The 24,064-nt window shown below is 59.3% G+C and carries 30 protein-coding genes and 1 pseudogene; 21 read left to right on the top strand and 10 right to left on the bottom strand.

What is annotated here, in order from left to right; genetic code table 11:
- Positions 1 to 8: 8 nt before the first annotated feature.
- Complete coding sequence (locus tag M1R55_RS15855) at positions 9 to 1,202, bottom strand: GGDEF domain-containing protein (RefSeq protein ID WP_249392685.1); 1,194 nt, start codon at positions 1,200 to 1,202, stop codon at positions 9 to 11.
- 252 nt (positions 1,203 to 1,454) lie between these two features.
- Between M1R55_RS15855 and M1R55_RS15850 the strand changes: the two genes are divergently transcribed.
- Complete coding sequence (locus M1R55_RS15850) at positions 1,455 to 1,988, top strand: hypothetical protein (protein ID WP_249392684.1); 534 nt, start codon at positions 1,455 to 1,457, stop codon at positions 1,986 to 1,988.
- Between the two features lie 552 nt (positions 1,989 to 2,540).
- On the opposite strand, the gene M1R55_RS15845 is transcribed toward M1R55_RS15850, so the two are convergent.
- Positions 2,541 to 2,792 (bottom strand): hypothetical protein, encoded by a 252-nt coding sequence (locus tag M1R55_RS15845; protein ID WP_249392683.1) that lies wholly within the window; start codon positions 2,790 to 2,792, stop codon positions 2,541 to 2,543.
- A gap of 124 nt (positions 2,793 to 2,916) precedes the next feature.
- On the opposite strand from M1R55_RS15845, the gene M1R55_RS15840 reads away from it, so the two are divergent.
- Positions 2,917 to 3,153 carry a hypothetical protein gene (locus tag M1R55_RS15840; RefSeq protein WP_249392682.1) on the top strand — a complete coding sequence of 79 codons (237 nt, stop codon included), beginning with the start codon at positions 2,917 to 2,919 and terminating at the stop codon, positions 3,151 to 3,153.
- A 221-nt stretch (positions 3,154 to 3,374) separates the two neighbouring features.
- Here M1R55_RS15840 and M1R55_RS15835 read toward each other — a convergent pair whose 3' ends face one another.
- From M1R55_RS15835 to M1R55_RS15825, 3 genes are all read right to left on the bottom strand, one after another.
- Positions 3,375 to 3,710, bottom strand: coding sequence for a hypothetical protein (locus tag M1R55_RS15835; RefSeq protein ID WP_249392681.1), 336 nt, complete (start codon positions 3,708 to 3,710; stop codon positions 3,375 to 3,377).
- A gap of 294 nt (positions 3,711 to 4,004) precedes the next feature.
- Positions 4,005 to 4,433 (bottom strand): hypothetical protein, encoded by a 429-nt coding sequence (locus tag M1R55_RS15830; protein ID WP_249392680.1) that lies wholly within the window; start codon positions 4,431 to 4,433, stop codon positions 4,005 to 4,007.
- Positions 4,434 to 4,696: 263 nt separating this feature from the next.
- Positions 4,697 to 5,482, bottom strand: a complete 786-nt coding sequence (locus tag M1R55_RS15825; RefSeq protein WP_249392679.1) for an MHYT domain-containing protein — start codon at positions 5,480 to 5,482, stop codon at positions 4,697 to 4,699.
- 610 nt (positions 5,483 to 6,092) lie between these two features.
- Between M1R55_RS15825 and M1R55_RS15820 the strand changes: the two genes are divergently transcribed.
- From M1R55_RS15820 to M1R55_RS15790, 7 genes are all read left to right on the top strand, one after another.
- Complete coding sequence (locus M1R55_RS15820; RefSeq protein WP_249392678.1) at positions 6,093 to 6,662, top strand: hypothetical protein; 570 nt, start codon at positions 6,093 to 6,095, stop codon at positions 6,660 to 6,662.
- Positions 6,646 to 8,460, top strand: a complete 1,815-nt coding sequence (locus M1R55_RS15815; protein ID WP_249392677.1) for a hypothetical protein — start codon at positions 6,646 to 6,648, stop codon at positions 8,458 to 8,460. The genes M1R55_RS15820 and M1R55_RS15815 overlap by 17 nt, the downstream gene beginning before the upstream one ends.
- Before the next feature lie 55 nt (positions 8,461 to 8,515).
- Positions 8,516 to 9,922: a hypothetical protein gene (locus M1R55_RS15810; RefSeq protein ID WP_249392676.1), complete on the top strand. Its 1,407-nt coding sequence runs from the start codon at positions 8,516 to 8,518 to the stop codon at positions 9,920 to 9,922.
- Positions 9,885 to 10,040, top strand: a complete 156-nt coding sequence (locus M1R55_RS15805; RefSeq protein WP_249392675.1) for a hypothetical protein — start codon at positions 9,885 to 9,887, stop codon at positions 10,038 to 10,040. Before M1R55_RS15810 ends, M1R55_RS15805 begins: the two co-directional genes overlap by 38 nt.
- Entirely contained in the window at positions 10,030 to 10,224 is a 195-nt protein-coding gene (locus M1R55_RS15800) for a hypothetical protein (protein WP_249392674.1), read from the top strand. Before M1R55_RS15805 ends, M1R55_RS15800 begins: the two co-directional genes overlap by 11 nt.
- A 3-nt stretch (positions 10,225 to 10,227) precedes the next feature.
- Positions 10,228 to 11,541 (top strand): hypothetical protein, encoded by a 1,314-nt coding sequence (locus M1R55_RS15795; RefSeq protein WP_249392673.1) that lies wholly within the window; start codon positions 10,228 to 10,230, stop codon positions 11,539 to 11,541.
- Between the two features lie 77 nt (positions 11,542 to 11,618).
- Positions 11,619 to 12,002, top strand: coding sequence for a DUF2190 family protein (locus M1R55_RS15790; RefSeq protein ID WP_249392672.1), 384 nt, complete (start codon positions 11,619 to 11,621; stop codon positions 12,000 to 12,002).
- A 49-nt stretch (positions 12,003 to 12,051) separates the two neighbouring features.
- Here M1R55_RS15790 and M1R55_RS15785 read toward each other — a convergent pair whose 3' ends face one another.
- Positions 12,052 to 12,852, bottom strand: a complete 801-nt coding sequence (locus tag M1R55_RS15785) for a hypothetical protein (protein ID WP_249392671.1) — start codon at positions 12,850 to 12,852, stop codon at positions 12,052 to 12,054.
- 114 nt (positions 12,853 to 12,966) lie between these two features.
- On the opposite strand from M1R55_RS15785, the gene M1R55_RS15780 reads away from it, so the two are divergent.
- Genes M1R55_RS15780 through M1R55_RS15740 form a run of 9 tightly spaced genes read left to right on the top strand, consistent with a single transcriptional unit; the run spans position 12,967 to position 18,254 of the window.
- Positions 12,967 to 14,169 carry a hypothetical protein gene (locus tag M1R55_RS15780; RefSeq protein WP_249392670.1) on the top strand — a complete coding sequence of 401 codons (1,203 nt, stop codon included), beginning with the start codon at positions 12,967 to 12,969 and terminating at the stop codon, positions 14,167 to 14,169.
- 57 nt (positions 14,170 to 14,226) lie between these two features.
- On the top strand, positions 14,227 to 14,784 hold the full coding sequence (locus tag M1R55_RS15775) for a hypothetical protein (RefSeq protein ID WP_249392669.1): 558 nt from the start codon (positions 14,227 to 14,229) through the stop codon (positions 14,782 to 14,784).
- A 3-nt stretch (positions 14,785 to 14,787) separates the two neighbouring features.
- The gene (locus M1R55_RS15770) at positions 14,788 to 15,186 is read left to right on the top strand and encodes a hypothetical protein (RefSeq protein WP_249392668.1); all 399 of its coding nucleotides are present in this window, start codon (positions 14,788 to 14,790) and stop codon (positions 15,184 to 15,186) included.
- Positions 15,183 to 15,542 carry a hypothetical protein gene (locus M1R55_RS15765; protein WP_249392667.1) on the top strand — a complete coding sequence of 120 codons (360 nt, stop codon included), beginning with the start codon at positions 15,183 to 15,185 and terminating at the stop codon, positions 15,540 to 15,542. The genes M1R55_RS15770 and M1R55_RS15765 overlap by 4 nt, the downstream gene beginning before the upstream one ends.
- Positions 15,542 to 15,982 (top strand): hypothetical protein, encoded by a 441-nt coding sequence (locus tag M1R55_RS15760; protein ID WP_249392666.1) that lies wholly within the window; start codon positions 15,542 to 15,544, stop codon positions 15,980 to 15,982. The genes M1R55_RS15765 and M1R55_RS15760 overlap by 1 nt, the downstream gene beginning before the upstream one ends.
- 5 nt (positions 15,983 to 15,987) lie before the next feature.
- Complete coding sequence (locus M1R55_RS15755; RefSeq protein WP_249392665.1) at positions 15,988 to 16,656, top strand: hypothetical protein; 669 nt, start codon at positions 15,988 to 15,990, stop codon at positions 16,654 to 16,656.
- Positions 16,657 to 16,716: 60 nt separating this feature from the next.
- Positions 16,717 to 17,418, top strand: a complete 702-nt coding sequence (locus M1R55_RS15750; RefSeq protein WP_249392664.1) for a hypothetical protein — start codon at positions 16,717 to 16,719, stop codon at positions 17,416 to 17,418.
- A 21-nt stretch (positions 17,419 to 17,439) separates the two neighbouring features.
- Positions 17,440 to 17,784, top strand: coding sequence for a hypothetical protein (locus M1R55_RS15745; protein ID WP_249392663.1), 345 nt, complete (start codon positions 17,440 to 17,442; stop codon positions 17,782 to 17,784).
- Positions 17,781 to 18,254, top strand: a complete 474-nt coding sequence (locus M1R55_RS15740) for a hypothetical protein (RefSeq protein ID WP_249392662.1) — start codon at positions 17,781 to 17,783, stop codon at positions 18,252 to 18,254. Before M1R55_RS15745 ends, M1R55_RS15740 begins: the two co-directional genes overlap by 4 nt.
- Before the next feature lie 140 nt (positions 18,255 to 18,394).
- Here M1R55_RS15740 and M1R55_RS15735 read toward each other — a convergent pair whose 3' ends face one another.
- Complete coding sequence (locus M1R55_RS15735) at positions 18,395 to 18,838, bottom strand: hypothetical protein (protein WP_249392661.1); 444 nt, start codon at positions 18,836 to 18,838, stop codon at positions 18,395 to 18,397.
- 306 nt (positions 18,839 to 19,144) lie between these two features.
- On the opposite strand from M1R55_RS15735, the gene M1R55_RS15730 reads away from it, so the two are divergent.
- Positions 19,145 to 19,489, top strand: a complete 345-nt coding sequence (locus M1R55_RS15730) for a hypothetical protein (RefSeq protein WP_249392660.1) — start codon at positions 19,145 to 19,147, stop codon at positions 19,487 to 19,489.
- Positions 19,490 to 19,624: 135 nt separating this feature from the next.
- Here the strand turns inward: M1R55_RS15730 and M1R55_RS15725 are convergent, their stop codons facing one another.
- Positions 19,625 to 20,584 carry a nuclease-related domain-containing protein gene (locus M1R55_RS15725; RefSeq protein WP_249392659.1) on the bottom strand — a complete coding sequence of 320 codons (960 nt, stop codon included), beginning with the start codon at positions 20,582 to 20,584 and terminating at the stop codon, positions 19,625 to 19,627.
- Between the two features lie 210 nt (positions 20,585 to 20,794).
- Here M1R55_RS15725 and M1R55_RS15720 point away from each other — a divergent pair, with 210 nt between their 5' ends.
- Complete coding sequence (locus M1R55_RS15720) at positions 20,795 to 21,226, top strand: hypothetical protein (RefSeq protein ID WP_249392658.1); 432 nt, start codon at positions 20,795 to 20,797, stop codon at positions 21,224 to 21,226.
- A gap of 248 nt (positions 21,227 to 21,474) precedes the next feature.
- On the opposite strand, the pseudogene M1R55_RS15715 reads toward M1R55_RS15720, so the two are convergent.
- Positions 21,475 to 22,666 (bottom strand): annotated as a pseudogene (locus M1R55_RS15715) (IS701 family transposase).
- A 111-nt stretch (positions 22,667 to 22,777) separates the two neighbouring features.
- Between M1R55_RS15715 and M1R55_RS15710 the strand changes: the two are divergent.
- Complete coding sequence (locus M1R55_RS15710; RefSeq protein ID WP_249392657.1) at positions 22,778 to 23,215, top strand: hypothetical protein; 438 nt, start codon at positions 22,778 to 22,780, stop codon at positions 23,213 to 23,215.
- A gap of 185 nt (positions 23,216 to 23,400) precedes the next feature.
- Here the strand turns inward: M1R55_RS15710 and M1R55_RS15705 are convergent, their stop codons facing one another.
- A complete protein-coding gene (locus M1R55_RS15705; protein WP_249392656.1) occupies positions 23,401 to 24,030 on the bottom strand; it encodes a hypothetical protein in 630 nt (209 codons plus the stop codon).
- Between the last annotated feature and the right edge of the window lie 34 nt (positions 24,031 to 24,064).

Raw genomic sequence — 24,064 nt, 5'->3', positions numbered from 1 at the left:
ACTCTACTCTAAGGGTTGTTGGTCTGCCTGGGCTGTTGCACATGCATGCCACGCGCCTTAGCCCGGTACATCCCCTGATCCGCTCGGTTCATGGCTTTCGCCAAGTCTTCTCCGGCAACGACCTCGGTGCTTCCGAAACTCACTGTGAAGCCCAACGTGCCTTGTTGGTCTTTGGCCAGGTGCACTTCCAGCGCTTTGATTTGCTGTATGCGCTGTTCTTCAGGCCCAGTGAGCAGCAATGCAAATTCATCCCCGCCCACCCGACTGGCCAGATCCCCCGGCTGAGCAATGGTTCGCAGTGTCTCAGCCAACTGCACCAGACAGCGGTCGCCCTCCGCATGCCCATGTCGATCATTGATGGCTTTGAACTCATTGATGTCCAGCATCAACAAGACCGCCGAAGCGGCCTTGTCCCGGTCTCCCCAGACGTCATAGGCCTGGGCCAGTCCCCGCCGATTGAGCAGCATCGTCAAGGGATCCAGTGTGGCGTGGACGAGCAGTTCGTCATGCAGGTGCTGCATCTCCCAGCGGCGCCGGTCATCATGCAGCAACCAGAAGGCGAAACTGCCCCCCACCGACAACACCAGGACACCGGCGTGCAACAGCACATTCGGGCCATTCAGCGCAAAGCCCATGTGGGCGTCGGCGCTGACCATCATCTGCGAGCGAGGCAAGGCCAGCAGGCTTCCTCCCAGGAAGATCAAGAGGTTCAGGCCATAGGCCGTCCGCAAGGCTGGGTGCCGCCGCATTTGCTTCACGATCAGGGTGACCAGCATCACCAGCAGCGTCAAGCTGTAGCCCGAGACCAGAACAAACCGAAGTGCAATCTGGTTCCAGACTGTGGTCAGCAAGATCAACGCGACAATGATGGCGGCGCACAACTCCCAGGTCCATTGGCGGGTGCTGGGCCTGACGAACTGCCCACTGAAGCGCTGAAAGGCGCTCAAGCACAATGTTGCTCCGGCCAGGATCAGACTGTTGCCGATCACCACCGAGGCCAGCAGCGTCTCTGGGGTTCGCAGACTCCCCACGAGCAGGCCCAGTACCAGCGCCGTCTGGCCCAGCGCCCAACCGCGCCACCCTGGATACGAGGGCCGGAGCAACGAGACCATGACGATGATGACCGATACCAAGACCGTGACACCCCAGGTGAAAGCCGACAACGCCGCCATCGTGGTCCATTCACTTGGGGTACTGATCACTTCCAGCCTCCCTTGCTCACGCTGACGCTCACTCTATGTCTAGCGAAACAGAGGAGGTGTTGCTGAATTCTTATGGCTCCTGTAAATACGGGCATCCTACAAGCCGCACAAGACTTGACCTGGATAGCGCAGGGTGGCGACTTGCCCGGCTGGACTTTGATCAAAGCCGCATGTTCTCGAGCAATTGAAATGCTGGCTGCACAGGACACAGCACCGATGACCCTCACCCTTTCCCGCCCACAGGAGGCGCACTTGACGAACGGAGCGAAGAGAGCCCGCGTGATTCGGGTGGCTGGCCCCGGCCCTGCTGTTCGGGAATTCATCTCTGAGCGCAACAAACAGCAGGCAGCACGGGCCTACGCTGAGCAGTGGTATCAGTCGCTGAGAGCATGGAAGCTGGTGTTCGGTGAAGCGGCGGTCATGTCCGTAAGCTACGCCGCCTTCCGGAACAGTGGTGGCGATGGAATCAGCACTTTGGGCGAGGGTGGCACGCCTTCTCCTACCACGCTGATCACGCCAATGGGGGAGGTTGGGGAGGGCGAAACAGGCCGCACCATCACCACTCTGGAATATGCAGGGACGCCGGATGCTGCTCGACTGGGGAGACGGCTGAAGGCCATTCGTGGAGGCACAAGCATGGCGACTCTCGTGGATGAGCGCGGGGGGTGGGCCAGTCCGAAAGAGCGGGCGATGGAATATGCCGTGGCTGTGCTGACGTTGGCAGTGCGATTGCGTGATCCTCATGCCGAGATTCACCTATTCCACTTGCAGAAATCCGTTGATTGACCTACTATTAATGTAAGTTCAGGGTTTTATCCCCCAAGGCGGCCTCGCTTGGGGGATTTTCTGTGAACCCTACCCTGACTTCTGCGCCTCAGCCGTGCTTAGCATCCGCGGGCGCACCATATGGGCACTGTTCGTAGGAACCGTCTGGACTCCAAATCTGGATAGGCAGGGTGCAACTCCCTGAGGGTTTGCCAAATTCAGAGCGTCACAAAGTGTGACGCTCTCCGACTACTGCCCTGAAGTCTGATTCCGAAGAGCTGTCGCAACCAGTACGGCTTCGTCCACCAAGGCCTCAGTGATCCTCTCGTGTTCGAGGGTGGTTCCAGTCCGCCCTTGATAGGTCAATTCTAAGAAGTAGACAGGGACATCAGGTGCTGCCATCCGCACAAACGCTTTAATCTGAACGCCCCACTCTTGGAGGGTGTCCAATTGTGTTTGACGATGGGTGTCAAGACTTGTCCGAACATCCTGGAGAGACATCTCAAAGTCTGTATCCATGTCCTTCAACTGTACATGTCCTGCCTCTATTCGCAGATGGCTTAGGCAGCCCGTTCAGCTGTCCGAGCGCACGACCCGGAACTTGGCGCCGTTGCCCAGGCTGATGAGCGTCACGGTGCCGTTGATCGTGAACGCTGGCCCGATGATCTCCACGGTTTGGTTGTTCGTGACCGCTTCTTCTAAGAGCTTGATCTCGTGGGATGCGCTGCCCATCGGGTAATCCACCCACGCAAAGCTCTTGGTGCTGCGGTACATCTGGCCGTCTTTGATTCGAATGGCGGGTACGGGCATGGCGTATTTGAACATGCCATCCCATCGAATCGGGACGTTCGGCTCACCTTGGCCGGCTAGACGTCCTTCATCCCAAACAATTCAAGCTGTGCCCGCCGACTGTGGCGGGTTTTTTCTTGCCCCTGGAGGTCGCATGTTGATGCAACGATTCCAATTGGTCAGGACTCAGGATGTCAGCGGTTCCAGCGGTATCGGGGTAGTGGCTGAAGGTGTCGTGTTCAGTGATGGAGCCGCTGTGCTGCGCTGGCGTGTGCCACCTTTCTCAACTGGGTTCTACGCGAGTGTGGATGATCTGATTCAGGTGCATGGGCACGAGGGACGCACGACATTGCAGGTGATAGACCAGCCCATCCCAGCTGAGTTCTCCAGTGTCTAAGAAGGCACAGAAGCGGGCGGCCCGACGTGCCCAGGTCACCTCACACTTGTCTCAGCCGGATGAACGCCGTGACTGGCTGATGAAAGAAGAACGGCGCCGGCGGTTGCAGACCACGCCTAAAGAGTGGAAGCAACTCGACCCTGCGCCCTGGTACTTGCCAGAGCTGGGGCTGCAGCGTGAACCGTTCGTAGGGTTAGTGCCGAGATATCAGCCAGGCGTGGTCATTCGGTGTCGGATTTCTTGCGTCGTTCCCGGTTGTGTACAACCTGAACAGCTTGAATGAATTCGCGTGCCATTTCATCTGAAAGAGTGCTGTATGGGGGTGATTTAACCACCTCATCACCTACCCAGCCAGCCAACAGCAAATCGCCACCGACGTAGTACAGGCCAACATCATCCACCCCAAGGGTACTGGCTCTTTGAAGAGCAGCCTTAAAGAACAGACTCAAACCGCTCAATTCCATCTCCGTTTGTCTGAAGCCACTTACAGGTTCGCCGTTACCGTCCAATCCAAGTTCGGTTGCTTCGGAAGTCAAACTTCTCTGCGTATTGGCCATCCCCTACTCTACTCACCTCTGGAGGTGACCCCCGCCATGTTTCAACACCACCGACCCCATGGAGGGGACACGCTCCGGAGTACCCCATGAAGGGGACACCAAAACGAGTTCCCGGTAAGAAACCCACCACCCGTGCTGAGCGTGCCAAGCTGCCCGCCTGTGGAGCTAAGCATAAATACCTCATGCTGCTCTACCTCCTGTTGGAGCAGTGTCGAAAGAGGCTGCGCTGCACTGCCCACAACCAAACATCCACCTGCACCCCCAGTTACAGGCTGGGGGTGCGTTTCGTTGGGTTTACGAGAGTGGATTCAGGTCGTCATCAACAGGGGGGCGCTGGCTGTCTGCGCGGATGATGTTGAGGACAGCGATGAAGTTGCCACGCAATCCTTGTGCTGTATGCAAGGTCTGTTCGGCAGCAGAGTCCATTCTGTTGATCAGTTCCTGAGTCGGTGCCGATACGGTTTGGTTCCGATTTAACTCTTGTCGTGTGGCACGAATCGCATCATTGAGCACATCAATAGCTCCCTTCAACTCTGCGACCGTGTCACGCCCTTCGCTGAGTAGAGTGGCTGAGTCGCGAAGTTCTGTTCTTCTGGGCTCGTTCAAGGTGTGCCGTGCCTGCCAGTCTGGTTCCTGCTCGAGTTGCTTCTCCATGTTCTGCCAATCCTGGAGAAAAAGATTGAGGTTGGCGGCTTTTTCCTGCAGGGCTTCCCAAGTGGACATCCTGCATTCTCCCACCTGCCTCGGAGTTTGAGCAGGGGGGGTAGCTCTACCTGCAGCACGCTAGGTTTGAGCGTTCCAGCGCTACTCTGTCTTGTTTGACGCATCATCCTCAGACGGCTTCTGAGTCGGTTATAGGAGGATGGAGCGAGAAGAAGTCACCCGCCTCTATGACCGAGGCGAGATGACAGAACGGGGCACTCAGAGAAAACGGGCTTCAGCAGGGCCGAGTACCCAAAACGACCCCATCAGATGACCTGCAGAGATCAGTCCCCGCTTCCACCCACGACAGGCCTGTTGTCGTTGCCCGTCACGATATAGACCAAAGCCAACCCCAAGACGAGAAAGGTCGTGAACAAAATCAGGATGCTCAAGACAGTGGTGTCCGTGGCAAACCCTATGGTCTGTGCTGTTGTAGGTGCAGCGCTGAACTGAATAGCGGCCATGCCCATGTAGTGCATGCCCACAATGGCCGCCCCCATCACCAAGGCAGCCGTCACTTTGAGCGAGAGCAACGTTGTCTTGGCCAGTTGCACGGCGCGTTCGCTATTCACCTGTGCAAAGAGGAACAGAGCAATGGTGGCCGCCGCAATGGCAATCACGACCGAGAGGATGAAGGGCAGAGGCAAATAGCTGGTTTGTGCCCCAGTTTGCATGGCCATCATTCCCGCGTAATGCATCACACTGATCCCAAAACCGGCGATCACACCGCCGGTTAGAAAGCGGCCCCAACTGGCACGGCCGCCGTTGACAATGAACAGGGCCCCCGTTACGAACAGCACTGCGGCCAAGCCCGAGGCCGCCGTGATGAACAAGTTGTACTGAACCAACGCCTTCAGATTGAACGCCAACATCCCAACAAAATGCATGGCCCAAATGCCGTACCCCAGCAGCGCCCCTTGAGCCAGAAGGCGGCGGTTGCGGCCCTCTTGGTGGTGGCCTATGCGGCTGGCCAATTCGAGTGAGACATAGGAGGCAAACGCCGCGATGACGTAGGAGAGGGCGACATAGCCCCAGTTCCAAGAATGAGCGAGGTGTTGTGTCTGATCCATAAAAGCTCCTAAGGTGTGGCTGGACTGCCACTGGCGGCCCACGCAGAGAGAACCGAACTCGGAACAACAAGGCACCCGTCAGCGTCCCCGAAGAGCTCAAGGGATCTGGGTCTTGCCGCTCGAGGCGGTCAGGATGTGTGTGACAACTGGCTGTTGACTCCGTTCCGGATCATCTGCGTTGGCGCAAGCGGATCGGCCACCCGATGCCATCCCAATGCGTGACAACACGGTTCGAGTCCAGTCAAGTTCCCGATAAAAACAAAGCGAGCTGGCTCACTGACCAAGGAGGCGAGCGACGAGTCATGAGTGAAGCGAGGTCAACATGCGTCCTTATTAGTGTGATGACCCAGGTCGATGGACTTTGTGGAATGGCTTGCCAAGCGTCCTCACGTAGAGGGGGGGCCTAGAGGAGCTCAACAGTTACAAAGTTCTCTTCTGGCCTCCGGTCTGCATGATTTGGCACCTGAGGATGAGCTAGAGGGAGCTTGTCATTCAGGTGACCAAGCACAGTTCTGTCGCTCCTTTCCAACTCCACCCTCCTCCTTTCTGCCTTCTTTAGGCCTGCTTCCGTCTTAAGGGAGTGCTCTTCCATTCATCCTGAGGAGTTCTGATGTTCAGAGAACGCGATTCGCCCAAATCCAAGAAGACCCCAGCCAAAAAGAGCAGCGGCGCGCGCAGCGCGGGAGGCCGGCCCACTAAATACGATTGGACGGCTCTGCGCCGCGAGTACATCCGGGGAGATGACACCATCACACTGGCGAGCCTTGCCGCCATAGCTCGTGCTCCTAGCGCGAGGCAGCTTGAACGCCGCTGTGCTGCGGAAGATTGGGCCGATCTGCGCCTGCAATTGCGTCGGGAAGTTGACGGTAGGTTGAGGGCGGTTGACGTTGACCTGAAAACCGAAGTGCGGGTGCGCCAGGCCAAGATCGGCAAAGCCTTCATGACGCTGGCCGTGCGCGGCATGGCCCACCAAGATCCCAGCAAAATGGATGCGATTGACGTGGCCCGCTTCGCGAAGATCGGCGCGGAACTGGAGCGCAAGGCCCTGGGCATGGAAGAACTGAACGTCAACCTGGGCCGCGTCAAGTCGCCCGACGACCTCGACCGACTCAGCGAGGCCGAACTGTGGAAGATCGCGGGCATGCTGCCCCCGGATGAGAGCGATGACCCAGACTTCTAACCGCCTGCCGGGCTGGCTGACGCGCCAGCAGGTGATGCAGGCCATTGCCCGGCGGCGACTTAAGGACTCCGGCAAGCTGTCAGAAGCGCGCAGCGAGAACGGCCGCGACGAGCAATCCCGCTGGACCGAGCGCTACAGCCGAGACCTGATCGGCTTTTCAGAGCGTGTCCTGGGCATGAAGCCCTGGAAGGGTGTCAACGGGAAACCTGGCCAATACGAGGTACTTGAAGCCATCCAGAACAGTGTGGCGCGGCAATTGGACGGCGAGAAGGATGTGCCGTACATCTTCGTGATTGAGGCCGGGCACGGCCTGGGCAAGACTTACGGGATCGAAGCCCCGGCCATCGCCTGGTTCTACCGCTGCTTTGCCCCGTGCGTGGTGCAGAGCACGGCCAACAACATTCAGCAGGTGCGCGACACGCTCTGGAAGGATGTCCGCACCCACGTCACCAACGCCAAACAGCGGCGGCGCACGGTCATGCCGGGCCTGATGCCCCGTGACATGCGCGCCGAGCAGGCCGCCAACCACTTCGCCATGGGCTTCACGACCAGTGATGCAGGTGGCAGTGGTACCGAGCGTGCCCAGGGGCAACACAACGAATTTCACCTGTGGGTCTTTGAGGAGGCTGAAGGGATCCCGGAGTTTATGTATGACGCGGTGAAGCGCCAGTTCACCGGCAACCGCGTCCGGCTCTGGCTCCTGATCGCCAACCCCAAGACCAGCAGCTCCACCTTCCAGGAGATGAAGCTGCACCCTATGAGCATCGTGGTTCGGCTGAGCCTGCTTGATTTCCCGAACGTCTGGAACGGGACGGCGGAAGTGCCCGGCGGCACAGACCGCAGCACCTTTAATGGCTGGATTGAAGATCAGCGGACCTTCGGCTGTGAGGTGGTGCCGGAGCATGACGAAACGCGGCACACCTTTGAGGTGCCCTGGGATGTCCCGAAGGCAGGCGGCGGCCACCATCCAGCGGGCACGATCTTCGCGCCCAAGAGAGGCTTCCTGTACGGCGCACTCGGCATTCCGCCCAGTGGGGGCGGCGGGGATACGTTCATCAGTGCGGGCCGCTTCGACGCCTGCCTGACCCGCGACATGAAGCCAGAGCCTCTGCTGGAGCCGGTTCCGAACACAGAGCTGCCCGTCATGCGGGAAGTCTGGGCCGTGCAGCTGGGGATCGACTGCGCCCGGTTTGGCGACGATGCAGGCACGATCTACAGCCTGTTCAAGCGCACCCTGCGCTTTGAGGACGCGATCCAAGGCGCGCAGGATCTGGACGAAATGACCCGCACCGACCGCTACGTGCAGGCCGCCAAGAAAGCCCTCAAACGGGCGGCGGCCCTCGGCGCAACGCGGGCCAGTGTCCGAGTTGACGCCGGGTACGGCGGTGGCATCATTGACGGTCTGCGCAAAGACACCGAACTACAGGCCCTCTTTCCAGATGGCTACGTGGTACACGAGGTGGCCTTCGGTTCATCCCCTTCAGACGGCGACCAGTACGCCGATCTGGTGACCGAGATGTACGCACTGGCCGACGAGGTGCTGAGCGTGGTGCGCGTGCACAGCCCGCCGCTACTGCTCAAGCGTGATCTGGTCGAGCGGCGCTACGGCTACGTCACGAAAGGTGACCGCGACGTGCGGAAGCTCGAAAAGAAAATCAAGTTCAAGGCTCGCAACAAGGGTCAATCCCCCGATGACGGGGACGGCGCAGTGTTGGCGCTGGCTCCGGAGCGACTCTTCCAGGTGGCGACCAATGCCGACGCCATCGCTGCCCTTGACGATTACACCGATGACCTGTAACGCCACCCCTAGGAGGTGACCTGCCCTGACCCTATTCCCTGAACATGCCACCCTCTTGTACGGCCCCGACGGCGAGTTGCTGGAAGCCAGTGATCCCGGTCTCCGGGGGGGCTGGCGCGAAGGCCTGATCGGAGACTCGCTGAATGGTCGCGTGCCCATCTATGGCCTCGACCGTGCCCTGACCCGGCAGCGCACGCGCCGTGCCTTCTTTACCAATCCGCTGTTCGGGGCCATCGTGGAAATCGCGGCGGCTCTGTTGATTGGAGACGAGTTCACGCATGCGCCCTTGAACGCGGATAAGACCGCCCGTGATGCGCTGGACGAGTTTTGGACAGTGAACAACCTCGGCCAGTTGATGGTCAGCCGCCTCGCCATGGAGTATCTGCTCGACGGTGAACTCTGCGCGGTGCATCCGCTCGAAGACCCCGGCAAGGACGTGGCCGCCCGCGTGACGCACCTCGACATGAATCAGGGCGTGACTGTGGAGGGCAACACCTTAGAAGGCATCACTCAAATCACCTTGCCCCGGAATGTGGGTGACCCGATGCGCTGGGAGCCCGGCCAGTTTGCGTTCACGGCCCACAACGCCCTGTGGAACGACACGCGTGGGTGGCCGGTCGCCATGCGGGCCGTGCGCCCAGCCGAGGACTACATGACCTTGCTGCAGCACCGGCTGAACACCCATGATTTGCAGGGCCGTATCCTCGGCGTCCAAACGGTGTTCATTGACCGCAACGATGTGAACAGCCGAGCTATTTTTCGGGAGAAGGCGGGAGCCTACCGCCATATGCCCAAGAAAGGCGGGATGCTCACCCTCGCCATGGTCGAAGGCAAAGACGGCAAGGTCATCTCGGACAAGATCGAATTTATGACGCCTGCTGCTGGAGCAGCGAACGCCGAGAAGGATGCGCGGGCATACGTCCGCCTAACCGCACTCGCGGTATTGGGCTTGCCAGAGCATTACGCCGGAGAGGGCGGCAACACGACGCGCACCACCGCAGAGAGCATGAGCCTGCCCGCGATTCGTTCGGTCAAACGGATTCATGCGGCCCTACGTTCGCACTTGGACACGCTCTACCGGATTGACCTCAAACGGCGGTACGGCCCAGACCGGCTCTACACCATCACCACCTACGAAGTTCAGGCCGACGGCAAAACCCGCGTGAAGAAAACCAAACGGGTCAAAGCTGACCGCATCGAAGTGCCTTGGGTTTTCCCGGCCATTACGCAAGACAGCCTGGACACCCTGGTCAAACGGGCTGAAGCCGCGACGCGCAACGGCTGGGCCAGTCCGCAGACCCACAGCGGTGACCTGGGCTACGACCCCGCTGAAGAGGCTGACCGCATGGCTGCCGTGGGCCTCACGTTCGGCATACCCCCTGCCCGCCTCATCGCACCTACCCCACCCGTAGGAGGGAATCCCAATGACGACCACCAGAGACCGCCCGCGCCCCCGACCTGAGCCTGTCCGTGAGCCTGCTCCAGACGCCAACGGTCAACCCGTCCCCGAAGCGGGCAAGCCGAGGCAGCGGCCCACCCGCGAGCAAGGGCAACGCCGAGAAGTGCTCCGTGAGAGTTGAGATCAAAGGCTGCCAGCGCTGCGGCCAGGATCATCCCGTCGACGCCCAACCCTTGAGCAATCCTACCGACCAGTTCACCTACTGGGCCATGTGCCCCACCGTGCAGGAACCACTTCGGATCGTGGTACTGACAGATGGCCCGCCTGTCCGTTCCCCCACAGCTCGCGTGCTCAAGGAGGATTGACCCATGCCCGATCAACTCAACCGTTCGCCCTGCGCGTCACTGTTGCGTGGCCGCCTCTCGCTGCAGGAAGGCGTTGCGCCTGCACCTTTGCAGAACACCGACCTCCGTGAAACGCGGAGTGCTGAACGCAGTCACGTCACGCTGCGGGAAGAAACGCGGGCAGGCAAGACGGTCACGCTGGTGGATGTCACCGTGGCCACTGCCGGACGGCTGAATCGCAACCAGCGCCTCTACACCCGTGAAGTCTGGCAGAAGGCTGTAGACGCTGCCCAGGAGGAGATCGAAGCGGGTAAGTTTTGGGCGTTGATGGAGCATCCCGAGGATGGCTGGGACTCCTGGGATCCGCTCAAGGGACGTCTTTCCAACATCTGCTTGCGGTATGAATCCCTCACGCTGGACGGCGAGCAGGTCAAAGCCACGGGCATCTTGATCGACACGGCTGCTGGACAAGACCTCAAAGCGCTTCTGGCTGGCGGCATTGTCGTCGGTGTCAGCAGCAACGGCACGGGCAGCGCCAAATACCTTCCTGCCAAGGAAGTGCTGCCCGATCATCCCGATCCGGAAGCCTACATCGCAGTTATTCAAGACGACTTCCGCTTGCTGACCGTGGACATGGTCAGTGATCCTTCCGACGTTTCCGGCTCAGCCCGCCAGCGGGAGCAGCGTCGCCACCGTCCCCCCACCCCCGGCCCACAGGAGGGCAGCATGAACCCCAAGATCAAAGCCTTGATGGAAAAGCACGGTGTCACGACGGTTGAAGCACTGAAGGCCAAAGCGCCTGCTGAGTACACCACCGTCCTAGAAGAACTGATGCAGGAGAGCCTGAATCCTCCTGCCCCCAGGCCGAACCCTACCCCCGCTCCTGAAAGCGGCACGATGAGCCTGGCGGATTACCGCGCGCTGGAATCCACGGTGGTTGAATTGCGCGGCACGGTGAACACCCTGACCGCCGACAATCTGAATGCCCGGCGCGACGCCATCGCCATCACCGCGCTTGAAGCCGCTCGCCTGCCGAGTGCAGGCAAGGTCAAACACGGTGAAACCGAAATCGATCTGGACGCTTCGTTCCGCACGGAACTGATCCAGACCGCCCGCACGGCTGAGAACGATGACACCGCCAAAACAGCGGTCGACGAGAAGATCGCGACGCGCCGTGGTGTCCTCGGTCAACGCGAGAGCGCTCCTGTTCAGCGTCCCCAGAACGGCTTGAAGCTGCCTGCAGGCGATAACAGCCGCACGCAGACGGAAGCCGAGCGCATCCAGACCGGGCAGACCCGCCAGTTTGAAAGCGTCCGGCGCGGTGCAGGCCTGATCTAACCCGCAACCCTCCAGCACAGCAGTTCTTCGCTCGCCCCTTTCCAACGCCCTCCGAGGCGTTGTGTCTGTTTAAGGACGTGATTCTTATCAAAAACAAAAAGCATTGGGCCTATACCGGTGGTGCGATTACCCTCGCCCTGATCGTCGCTGCAGGCACCAAGAGCGGTGACACCGTGAAGCTGGGTAACGACGGCTTGTACGGAGTGGCCCAGACTGACATTGCCACTGCCGATCAGGTCACGAAAGGCCTGGCTCCCCAAGGTTTGGTCGAGAATCAGGCCAGCGTGTTCCTGCCTGGGATCGTGATGAGCCTGAGCGTGCCACCCGCTGCCCTGACGGGCATCCCGGACTACGCCAAGGTCTACATGGCCGCCGATAAAACCTACACGGTGACGGCCGCAGGCAACCTCTTCGTGGGCTACCGCCTGGGCGCGACCACCCTCGGTCTGCGCTCCAACTAAAGCCTGCTTTTCAAGGTGAGCTTCTCCTCTGGGTGGTGTTGATTACAGCCTAAGGCACTCGAATGATGGCGGTTTGCTGCTCGGAGCCATGCCAGTCGAACCGGGTCACGAAGTAGCCGCAGCGGTCATGACGTTGGGCGTCGAAAAACCGCGCGCTGGCCACCTCCAGAAAGTTTTCCAATATGAGCAAATCATCCAGTGGCCCACACCCAGACCGTTCGGCAATCTTCAAGTTCAACGTCCGGGTCGTCCCCGTAGTGGTGTTGACGGCCAGCAGCTTGACGTTGACCGGATCGTTGGGCATGCCCGCTTTCGTCGGGGCGCGGAACAGCGCTTCCCCCAATGCCTCCGCACGTGGAGGGCCTGTCCCTGACGTCTCCCAAACGGGAGTGCCCCCGTGAATGCGGAACCCGAAGTTGTCGTTCGTCCACATCTCCCCAGCACTGTTGCGGGCAATCCACACCGTGCCGTCAATCACGCCCCAGCCCCGCTCCTCAGGGAGGGTTCCTTCGCCGCTGCCATCCAGCTTGCCCTGAAGGTCATGGTGCCAGAGGGCCTGCCCTGTTTTTCCCGACAGCAACGTGACCCCAAGGCGTCTGACCTCAAGGTCTTGAATGCTGGCTTGTCTGCTCAGCTCGGTCAGCACCAGCACCTCCGGGCCGATGTGCCCCGTGCTGACCACCCTGACCCCCGTCCCCGGGAAAGCATGCTTCCACTCAAGCCGTCCAGAAGCACTGGTGCTGATGACCTCGTGGGTGGTGGATTGAAGGGTGGTGAGCGGCCCTGCTCCTCCAGCTGCCGCAACCGCACTGTTCATGGCCATAAAGAGCAGCAGGAAACGGAGACGCATGTTCGCAGCATAAGACCTTCCAGCTTGGTTTATAGACCCTAATCCCCTCGTCTCGCTCTGCCTGCTGCTTGTGCCGGAGCGGGCCATTTCATTTGCACCCTTAGGAGGGCCGCAATGTCCATCAAAGACATCAAACACGAGTTGACCCGTCTCGCCGATAAAGGCGTCATCCCCCAGGCGCGCGTCACGGCCCTGACCATTCAGACCGTGTTGGAGGCTGCCCAGCAGCACTTCCATATGGCCTACTTCGGTGAACTGCTCGACAAAGAACTGGACAACGTTCGGGCTCTGGATCACAGTGCCAAAGAAGCCGCGCTGTTGGTCATGGAAGGCCTGATTCTCGATTTCGAGAAGACCCGCCGAGCCCACCGCGAAACACTGACGACCAGCGACTTTCCTTTGGCTGTCGCCCGTGCACGTCAAGCTGCACAGCGTCCGAGCTACACCTTCCCCGAATCGGATCTGCCCAAGTTCGCCGCCCGTCGCACGGCCACCGACTTCAAGGTACTCAAAGGCGCACGGCCTGGTGCGATCGGCCACCGCTTCCTGCCTGTCCGGCCCGAAAGCACCAACATTGAGTACTCCAAGTTCTTCACCAGCGAAGAAGGGTACACGGTGGCCGACTATGCGCTGGCGCTGACCTTCACCTTTGAGGCATACATCAATGATGACCTCGGCGACTTCACGGCGGCAGCGGCGGATCTGGGCAATGTCGCCCGCCGCACGCGGGCGTCGGTGATCGTGGATACCGCACTTCGCCGGGCCACCCGCATTCCACTGGTCAATGGCGAGGAAGGGCCTACCCCTGAAAATCTCGACAAGATTGCGGAATTCTTCGGCAACCAGGTGGACAGCGCTACCGGCCGCCGTGCAGGCCGCCGCATCACCGACCTGTTCGTGCCGACCCGTTGGGAGCGTAAGGCCACCGCGAGCATGGCCAGCGAATACCTCGTGCCTGTCGGTGGAGCGAGCGGTGCACTGGCGCTGATGTCCAACCGCAACCCGGCGTACCAACTGGGCACCGTGCACGTCGAAGACCTGATCGCTGACCTGTTGGCCGAATACCCGGAGCGCTACGCCGCCAAGGGCATCAGTGCCGACGATTACCTGGTGATCGACGGACGTAACCTGCCGTTCGAACTGGCAACCCTCACCGGTTATCAGGGTGGGCCGAAGGTGTTCACCCGGATCGTGAACGTGGACGAAACCGATCTGGAAGGCGACTTCGAGAACCGGAACTTCGCCATGAAGGTGCACGACATCGTGGGTGCGACCGCACGCGATCCCTACGGCGTCGCCATCGCTCAAGGCGACTGAACCCACTAAGGCTTCGGCCCTCGCTGCTGGACTGACTTCTTTTCCCCTGGAGACCCTATGAAAAACCTACTGACCCCGACTGGCCTTTTCGCGAACGGAAGGTGGCTGCGTCCGGGCAGCTCCGTGCCCGGCGATTTGAAAGGCTTCGATTACGAGAAGCATGCCCGCAAGGGCATGCTTGAGGACACTGAAGGTGCGGAGATCGTCAATCCTGCGCCCGAGGTGCTTGAATTTCAGCCTGCGCAGGAAGCTGCCCAGCTGAAGGCACAGCCTGACCCGGAACTTCAGCAGACCAAAGCTGCACTGACTGGGGCACAGACCGAGGTTGAGCGGCTCAAGACGGAGCAGACCCGCTTGCAGACCGAACTGGCCACGGCTCAAGCGGCAGCCGCCAAGCCTGAAGACGTGGCACTGCTGGCTGATTACCGCGAGGCCGTGGGCAAGCTCCTGCCCAAAGGATTCCCCGCCCGCAAAATCCTGTTCAACAACGGCTATTACACCCTAGACGTGGTGCAGGCCGCGCCCGACCAGGACCTGCTCGATCTGGACGGCATTGCCGAAACCCTCCTGGGCGAGATCCGCAAACTGGCCCCCTATATCGCCCCCAGCGAGTAACCGGTGAAGCCGGTTGACCGTCTGCTGCTAGACCCAGAGCCGCTCACGCCGGAGTTGCTGGGTCTGGCTGACCAGAATGCCCTCAAGACCCGGCTGACGGCGTACCTGCGTCTGGCAGGCTTCGTGCCGGACCCGGCCCAGCTCGAGCTTCAACCCACCGAAGTGCAGCGGCAACATGCTGTAGCACTGATCTACGGGGCTAGGATCGTGGTGCTCGAAGAGAAGGTCGAAGAGTTTGAAGCTGTCGGTGAGGTCAAGATCAAGCAGGCGGTGATGGCACGGGTCGCCCGTTTGACGGTGTTGCGGGACGCGGCCCTGGCCGCAATGCAGGTTGTTCCGGCTGAGGACAGTGGTGGCTTGAGCTTCGCTCCAACGCTCACCGCTTGGGGCGTGGAGCCATGAACCGTCTGCCTGGTCTTCAGGCTTTGACCCGCCGCATCCTCACGGACAATGGCGATCTGTTGTTCCGCCATACAGGCACATTTACGCTGAAGCAATCCACCTGGCCGGACACGCGTTTCAGCGTGAAAGACCCGGACAAGTTGGGCCGTGACGCGATCGATGCAGCGACTGCAGCCGCGCAGCGCTTCAATGTGGCGTACCGTGACATTCGCTTGCTCACTGTTCACCCAGAGGACACGCCGCCTGCTGTGGGCGCGTCCATCACCTGGGACGGGGGGACGCTGGTGGTTCGAGAATGGAGTCAGGAAGGCGATTACGGCGGCACCAGCCTCGGCACCTGTGTGCTGGAGCGCTGATGACCAACCAAGATCCCCTGGACATGGTGCTCAGCCGCCTGCAAGGGTTGGCCCTGCCCGTTCCGCTCCTCTTGCCACCCGACGCCCTGACGCCTGCAGAGTGGGCTGAGCTGGATGACCAGGGTCGCCCGAAGGCCAAAGGCGAGCGTGGCCTCCATCTCTACCTCTCCCAGCAAGCACCCAACGGGTACGTGCAGGTCTACGAAGCCACCCCAGTCCTGACCACCTCTGGCGTCCACGACGAGCACTGGGTCACGGTGGATGCTGTCGCCGCTGACCGAACAGTTGCCCAAGCTCTGGCCCGACTCGTGCGGGGCATCACTGGCACGCCCCGCACGGGCGGGCGTGTCTGGCTCTTCATTCCCCCTCAAACCCAGAGTGACCGCGTCAGCACCCGCATCACTCAGCAATTTCAGGTGCGCACCACCCACGCGAGGTAAGACCCATGCTCAAGAAAAACCCCAATGTGCTCGACGCTGACAAGTTCGTGACCGCTGGCCGTGAGTTCTACGGCATTCGCAAGGGCGACGCTGGAAAATTCACCGACTTCGGTCTGATCGAGAGCATCGATATTACCCGTGAGGACGTTAAGCGCACGCTGACGGGCAACCGCCGTGGCCTGACCGAGCTGTACAAAGAAATCATCGACCAAAGCACCCTCACCGCCGTCTTCCAGACCGCCTCCACCGGCGATCTGGCGGTGCGTGAGTGGTTCCAGGGCACCATTGCCATCGTCACTGGCGCTGGCACCGACGAGGACGACAAGATCTACGCCTACGAAAGCGCATCCAAACTGGCGACGGGTGGCTTCATCATCGTCCAGAGCACTCAGGACAGCGAAGGCGTGGCCGGACGCAGCCTGATTCGTATCTTCCCGGACGGCAGTCTGCAGGGGACCGGCAATCCGGATATCCAGGAATTCGACGGCTACGAATTCACGATGACCGCGACCAAGAACAAGGGCTTCACGCCTCCTGCGTCGCTGGGCGACTTCGGCACCCGGAAACCAGATGGCTTTGTTTACGACGTGCCCAACAGCCTCCTGGATGCCACGCTGGATACCTTGTCGCTGGCGCTTGCCACCTACGTCGAAGCGGAACCCGAAGCAGCCTAACCACGTTCTCCCAGCCCGTATCGCTTGATGCGGGCTGTGCCCCCTTAACACGAGATGACCATGACGTATTTGCAGCCGGTGACCTTGAATGCAGGCATGACTGTCACAGTCGCCGCTTGGCGTCTGGCGGATATGGCTGGACACGCCGCAGACCTTCAGGCCGTGATTCATGCTCTAAGTGCGCCTGTGCGCGGTGAGACCTCTGGCTTGGCACGTTCCGCCACCTTTCCTGGACTGGCCCGCCTGATTCGGCTGAGCCTGACCCGGCCTGAAGACGCTGGGTTGGTGCAGGCCTGCGATTTACCTCCACTGCTCCTGGCCATGTGGGACCTCAACGGCCTCCGGGAGTTGACGCAACAACTTGCGGGAGCGGCCTCCGCGCAGCGCGCGGGAGAAGGCCACCCGGCACCCCTAACCCTGACGCAACAAGCGTTAGAACACTTGACCTGGGAAGAAGTGCAAGCCACCCCGCCTCGCGTCTTAGCAGAGCGGCTGGATGCCCTGTCGCGCCGACGCAATCGCGAACGAGCTGAAGACCTGATGGATGCAGCCATGAGCAACGAAATCAATTACGGACAGTCGATCAAAGGCAGGATGCCTGCGAACAAACTGCCTTACAAGGTCTTGAATACGCCCTTTGATCGGTGGCACCGCAGGCTGGAGCGGGCCGGATTGGGTCTGCCTTACGAGGAATTGCCCGAAGAACGGATGGCCCGACTCGCCGCCGAGAACAAGAGGCTGCATAAAGCGCTGCTGGCCTAAACCCCCTCAAGGAGGAACCCTATGAAGTTGCTCAGCCTGGCCAACGGCACCAGCGTCACCATCCAGCCCTGGACGCTCGACATGATGATCAGCCACCCCACCGACTGCTTAAACATGCTCGAAGCGTTCACGGCACGCATCCAGGGGCGACCTCAACTGCTGCCCGATCTGGACACCATGCAGATGATGGGGCGTGTGATTCGATTCAGCCTGACCCGGCCAGAAGACGCCGGACAGATCCAGGCCACCGACCTACCCACCCTGATTGACGCGATCTGGGAGGTCAACCGGTTCTCTGACTTGGTGGGCGTGTTTATGAAGTTGAGACTGGAAGCCCACGAACGCCAGGAGCAATTCGTGACATGAGGGTCAAGATTGAACGGGGCAGCAAAGGGCTATGGGCGAAGCGCGCGAAGGCCATCAGCAAAGGGCTGGGAGGCTTGGCCCGGGATGGCGCACGCTCAGCAGAACTGCACGTCCGGCGCGGGCTTCAAATTAATGTCTATGCCACCGAACCCGGCGAGTACGAGCGCACCAATCTCCTGCTGCGCCAGGTGTACTCAGCGGGGCAGGCCAACGCGACTTCACTGGGCATTCTGGTGGGCAACCGGGCACCCTACGCCACCGAGATTGAGTTCGGGACAGGGCCATATGAGCTGAGCGAATTGCAGTTGGCCGCCTATCTGGAGGTGCTGCCGCGAGGCGGCCAACTGCAATTCGGGCGTAGCGGTAAGGCCTATCTGTTACCAGGGCCGACACTTGGCCCGGGGATCACGTTTGCCCGCACGCTCACCCGCGAGCGGTTTCAACGGCTGATGCAAGACGCTTGGGCGTGATCAACGGGCTGAAAACGTTAGATGCGCCGAACTCAAGGCAGACATAAGAGCAGGCCCGCGTGATTGCGGGCCTTGCTAATGGAGGGAATGATGACCAAGAAAAACCCCCCCGCACTGGGCAGGGGCGAGGGGAGAAAGAGTTACTTTCGCCTCTGCCCTTTGCTCTTGGATTTCTTCCGCGATTGGCCTAAAGTCTGGCCTCTCTGGTACTTGCTTTCCATACTCTGCCGAGTTGCCGCTGCCAAGGCTTTAAAATCTACGGCTCCCGACTCAATGTTCTCCACCGATACCACTGGCGCACGAGTCCCCTTGCGTCCATCCAACAGTTGGGTGTTGGTCGCCGCAAACCATGCTTCAAACTCTGGCGTCGCTTCAAACAGCATGTCTTTGGCAGTCTTGCTGTATTTCTCGCCTCCCGTACCTCGGCGCGTGAACTGTTTGGGCAGTTCAAATTTTCCGTCAGGCAGTTCGAGGGCGTCAAACTTGCCTTCTCGCACTGCTGAACGAAACTGCTTGACAAACATGTCACTGCGTTGGGGTTCACTGAGCTTCTGGATTTGAACACTGAGCTTGATATAGGACATAACGTGTTCTAGCAGATTGAGTAAAAAAGTAGACCGTTCGTATGGAAAAGAGAAACCCCCGCTCAATAAGTGGGGGTTTGCTATTGGAGGTGATACCGATGCGTCAAATTGTCGTATTTCAATCTTCGAAGGTGAAGAGGTCGCCTACGGTCAGAGATTGATCGCCCGTGAGGGTTCGTAGGGCAACAATTGGGTCATATGGGTGAGGTGACCTACAGTGCGTGAATGCCATGCCTCTTTAGTGCAGCAGGAGAAGAATTTGATGTTGACGCCTATCTCCAAAGTGCCCTGCTAAAACCTCAATCAGTGTGGCGACGTGACCAGCCCACTGAAGGCCGCACTCCGCACTGGTCGGGCTTCACGCTGCGTGCAAGTGACGCCAAATTCAGTGACCCTACCCAACAGATGGATGATGCCATGGACTTCCTCAAGCGCTATGAACGTGAACTCGCGGTTTTAGCAACGTTTCCTGGTGTAGATACACGTGACCTCGACTTTGGGATCGAAGACCGAGATGTGGGGATTCAAGGTGATGTGTTTCCCTCAGAATTGTTGCTCCTGATGGGACGCCTGAACATCAACCTTGGAATTTCACGCTTTCCACGACTTCTGAAAGACGACGCAGAACAACTGCGTGCCAGCGAAAGGTAAGCGCAACAGGAAGCAAAAGCCAAAGCCCGCAATCAAATGCGGGCCTTTCCATTGGAGGTGATACCGAATGTGACTGAAACAAACAGTTACAACTCAAGGTTTTTTTTGAGGCCAATCAACAGACTTCTAGCAGAGCTATGGATTAGTGAAATAGAGAGCCGAGAATTTGCAGCTTGGGCATTCAGCATAGAACTGTGCCCCGCTTTTCCTGAGCCGCCCCGGAGTGCTGCACTTTGGACAACTGAGTTTGATGCTGGTGTTGGCCTCGCAACTTCGGCACTTGAAGTAGTAGCTGTGCCCAAACTTGATCTCTAAGTTTTGACTCTTGCACTTGCTGCATTCGATGCGAGTTGTGCTGGACGGACTCTCTGGTGCTGTCACAGGAACAGCCTGAGGCAGTGGTGCTGCGGGGAGCGGTTCAGGCACGGCAGCAGTTGCGGGGCGGTCACGGTGTTTGGCTCGCAAGAACGCCGTGATGCGGACCACCTCTTCCGGGGAAATATTGAAGCCCCACTGCTCAGCACGTTTGTCGCGGCTGAATGGCCGGGCCAGCTGTTGGTGGTCAGCAATTAACTCCTTCACCCGGTCCGGCACTTGATCGGCTTTCTTGACGTCGGGCAGCGCCCCTTTGTACTCCACGACCCCGCTGTCGCTGATGCCCACAACCACATCGATCATGAATGCCTTGAATCCACCTTGTTTCAGGCCGAGCAGAATTTTATTTCGTAACTCTTCTTTGTTGGCCTGCAGCAGCGCCCGGAGCAAATCGCCCTGGCGTCTGGCCTGCAAGATGGGAGACGGCATGCCGCGCCACTGGCCATTCCACTGTCTGGCCCACTCTTCCCGGTCATTGATGCGCACCGCACTGGTGACGCTCTTGCTCTCAATCACAATCAATCCAGCACGGTGAAAAATCAGGTGGTCGATTTGTGCGACTTCGCCTCCATGTTCAAGCCGGAGGTTGTTGAAGACCTGGACATCTGGGTCGTCTCCGAAGGCCCGCTTGAGGTAGTGCGCCATCTGGCGTTCCGCCTCGTCACCTGCTTTCTGGAACCGATCTGCTGTAGGGAGAGGGGCGTACTCCTTGGCAATCATGATGTGACTTAGAGTAGCGGCTCAGCTCTTACTGAAGAACTCAAATCTTGCAACCTCATTCATCAGCGTTGAGCCTCCGACAAGAAGCGATGCCCAGAAAAAATTCAACCCCTGCCAACTGGTGGGGCTTTCCATTGGAGGAATGGACATGCTGACTTTCAGGTACTGCGCTGACCGCTACTGGATAGACTCTTTTGAAGCAGTTCAAGGATGCTTGCCGAAGGAGCGATTATGGCGCATATCCTACTCTCTGATTTTTTAAGTTTCGCCATTGGCCTACATCGTGGCACCACTCTAGAAGATTTCCAAAATGTGTTCCAAATTGTATTGAAAACTTACCCAATGAATGATGGTACGGTTCAGGGATTTGATAAAAATATTGTCGCCTATTTTGATGGGGCGGGTCTATATAGAGTTGAACTACTCGCTACTGATAGAGCATATTCTGACGGTATCGATATGCAGGGATTGAGACTGGATGGAGAGGAGATTCTTGAGTGGCTCCACGGTAAAAACATCGGCTATGCAAAGTTAATTTTGGAGACCGACGAAACAGGTGAGACTTATCAACTCACTTTCGCTAGTAAAGCTGATGTCGTTATCGTTTCCGGTAAGGTACAAAGGATCGCTATAAGCTATTGAGATTGATGTTCCATCAAAAGTAAATTTAAGGCCCGCATTTGATTGCGGGCTTTGTCGTTGGGGGTGCTAGTACTACAGTTGCAGTTAGCGGGAGGAGAGCCAGCGTTGTTGACGTTGGCGATGACACCGTTGGGCTCGTGCCTGGTGGCGTCGTCGCCACCCCGACCACTCCCAGATCCGCAGGTTGAGCTGGTGCTGCGGGAGAACCAAGCGCAACAGACGGCGCACCTCAGGAACCGTCAATGGAATCAACTCCGGGTCGTTGACTGACCCCCCTTTTTTTCGTGGGCGGTGACCACGGTCAGGAAAGCGTGGGCCAACAGGGCTAGCGTGATATGTCGGTACCAGCCCACCCACGAGCGCACTTCATAGTGATCCAACCCCACCTCACCCTTGGCCATCTCAAAGGCCACTTCTATCGCCCACCGTGATCCAGCGGCCTGCACGACCTCTGGCAAGGTCGTGCTTGAGGGTGCGAAGGCCAGGTAATACGCGAGGTCTGTGGGGTCTTTGAGCGAGCGACGAACCAGCACCCAACGCTCGAATCCAGCTGGCAGGATCGGCCCGAGTCCCGCCGACACGGCGGGACCCATCAATTCGGTGACACTGACCCAAGCCCACTCAAAGAGGCGGTCTCCTTGCTCCCGGAACCGGCACTCCAGGTCTGCCACTGATCCGGCTCAAACTGCTGGGCGACGTCAGCCACCTGGTTTGCTTGGGACCAGACTGGTCCCAAGTCCACACATGACAATTTGACGCCACCGCCAAGACATATGGTTGCTGACGCTGTTCGAGGAAGCTACGGACGTTGGAAGCCGAATACACCGCGTCGCCAGTGACCCAGGCGGCGTGTACGCCGCCTGTAAAAGCCCGCTCAAGCATGGCGAGCGCGAGTTGTGGCTTGGTCGCGGCCCCAACAGTCTCAGGAATCTGAGCCGCTGCACACCGGGCAGGATCATCCACCCAGCTTTTGGGCAAAAAGAGCTCGCGGTCGATCAGGGCAGTGCCATGAGGCGTGGCGTAGGCGAGGAAGACCCCAATTTGACAGTTTTCAACTCGCCCCGCAGTGCCGCTGTACTGCCGTTGGACACCAGCGGATTGCGTGCCCTTCTTGAGAAAGCCGGTTTCATCGAGGATCAGCACCGCTTCGGGGGTCTGAAGGTGTTCGAGGACGTACTCGCGGAGGTCGTCACGAACGACCTCCGCATCCCACTGCGCCGTGGACAACAAGCGTTGCACGCCGAAGGGCGTGCGCTCACCGATCTGCTCGGCGATCTGCCAGCCGTTCTTGCGCTCAACAGGGCTGAGGAGAGCCTGCAAGTATGCGAAGGCCCGCTGACGTTGTTCACTGCGGGTAAAACGGGACGCAATCCGTTGGTGGAGCACCTTCAAGTCAGCCGACCAGTGATGGGGTTGAGACAGAGGGGAAGAGCTCGACATGCCTCATGCTAACGCTCTTAACTGCAACTGTAGTACTAGGGTCTGTCGGCCAAGTCCTGAACCTAAGCTCGTCAGGAGCTCTATTTCTCGTTTCTGGCGTCAAACTAAGGCATGAGCACGTACGACTATGATCTGATTTTTCAAGGGGAGAAACCCAAGTTCGGGGGGCAAGTCCTTGAACAATTGATTGGGCAGAACTACCAGACCCACGACGAGCCGTACTCCCCACATCAAGTGTTCGTTTTGGTGAATGATCAGTGGTGGCGGCTGTTTGTCGATGGCCCGATGCTGTACCTGCAACGCTGGGAGAAGGCTCCTGAAGCTTGGGCCGTCCCTGAGGATCAGATGTTTTGGTCTCTGCGCGATCTGGGCCGAGAACTCAATGTTCGAGGAGAAGTGCTGAGTGGATGGTCCTATGGGCAGCGGAACCGAGCGCCTTCCTTCTCCCTGAATTTTGAGAGTGGCCTTCAGATCACGTTTTTCTCAACCGATGGGGAGCATTGGTCCACCTTCGACGTAACCCGGTGGATGGTCTCCCGTCTGACATGACGCGTGCCCTTGAGGGCCGTACAGGCCTCCAACGTTGACCCTTGGCCGACACGCTCTAGCCAGTGCGGCTGGAAAATAGAAGGGAGGACACGATGCCATCAGCCTGTTTCCCCTTTACAACCAGGCCACGCGCAGCGTTTTTCAGACTCCCGCAGTTGTTTGCAGCTGAAGTACGGCGGATTTGATCAAGGAAGAGGGATCAGATTCGTGATGGCGCGGGCGTCGTTGTACGTCTCGCCGGTCACAGTACACAGAAATTGGTTCCGGATGGCCGCTCCAAAGCTGTTCTCGGCGTTCACACCCCCCACGTACATCCACTTGGTCCCATCGAAATAGGGTTCATATTGACCCGCCACAAACTGAGCGCTGGACGGGACTTTGAGACGTTCCTGGGCCGACTCCTCGCAGAGGGTGGTCACGGTACCCCGTGAGATTTCAGACAGGGGCAGCGGCGCGGCAGGTGCGGCTGTAGAGCAGCTCCGGAAGAGAAAGGCCAACCCCAGAATCAATACGGCGAGCACGGCCACCGCCCGTAGGTTCTCCGTGCGCCGTTGCTTGGGCGTCAGTGCGGCGCGGCGCTCCAGATTCTTCCGGTTCATTTCGGCTACATCCATACTCGTTTGGGCTTTTGTGGCAGCCTGCTCCTGTTTTTTGGTCAGGAGGACCGGGGTAGGGGGTGCCACCTGTGCCCGCATCTGGGCACGGTATTCCTCTTCAGCGCGGATTCGAGCTTTATCCGCGTCGCTCAGCGTGACTTCTGGAGAAGTTTCGCTGGGCCGCTGTGAGTTGCGCCCGAACTGTTCATCATCGCTCATATTCCTTTACCGTAGCCTGCTGCCTTTGCCAGCG

This window comes from Deinococcus sp. QL22, from assembly GCF_023370075.1.
Lineage (GTDB): Bacteria > Deinococcota > Deinococci > Deinococcales > Deinococcaceae > Deinococcus.
This window is presented reverse-complemented; position numbering and strand designations above follow the sequence as displayed.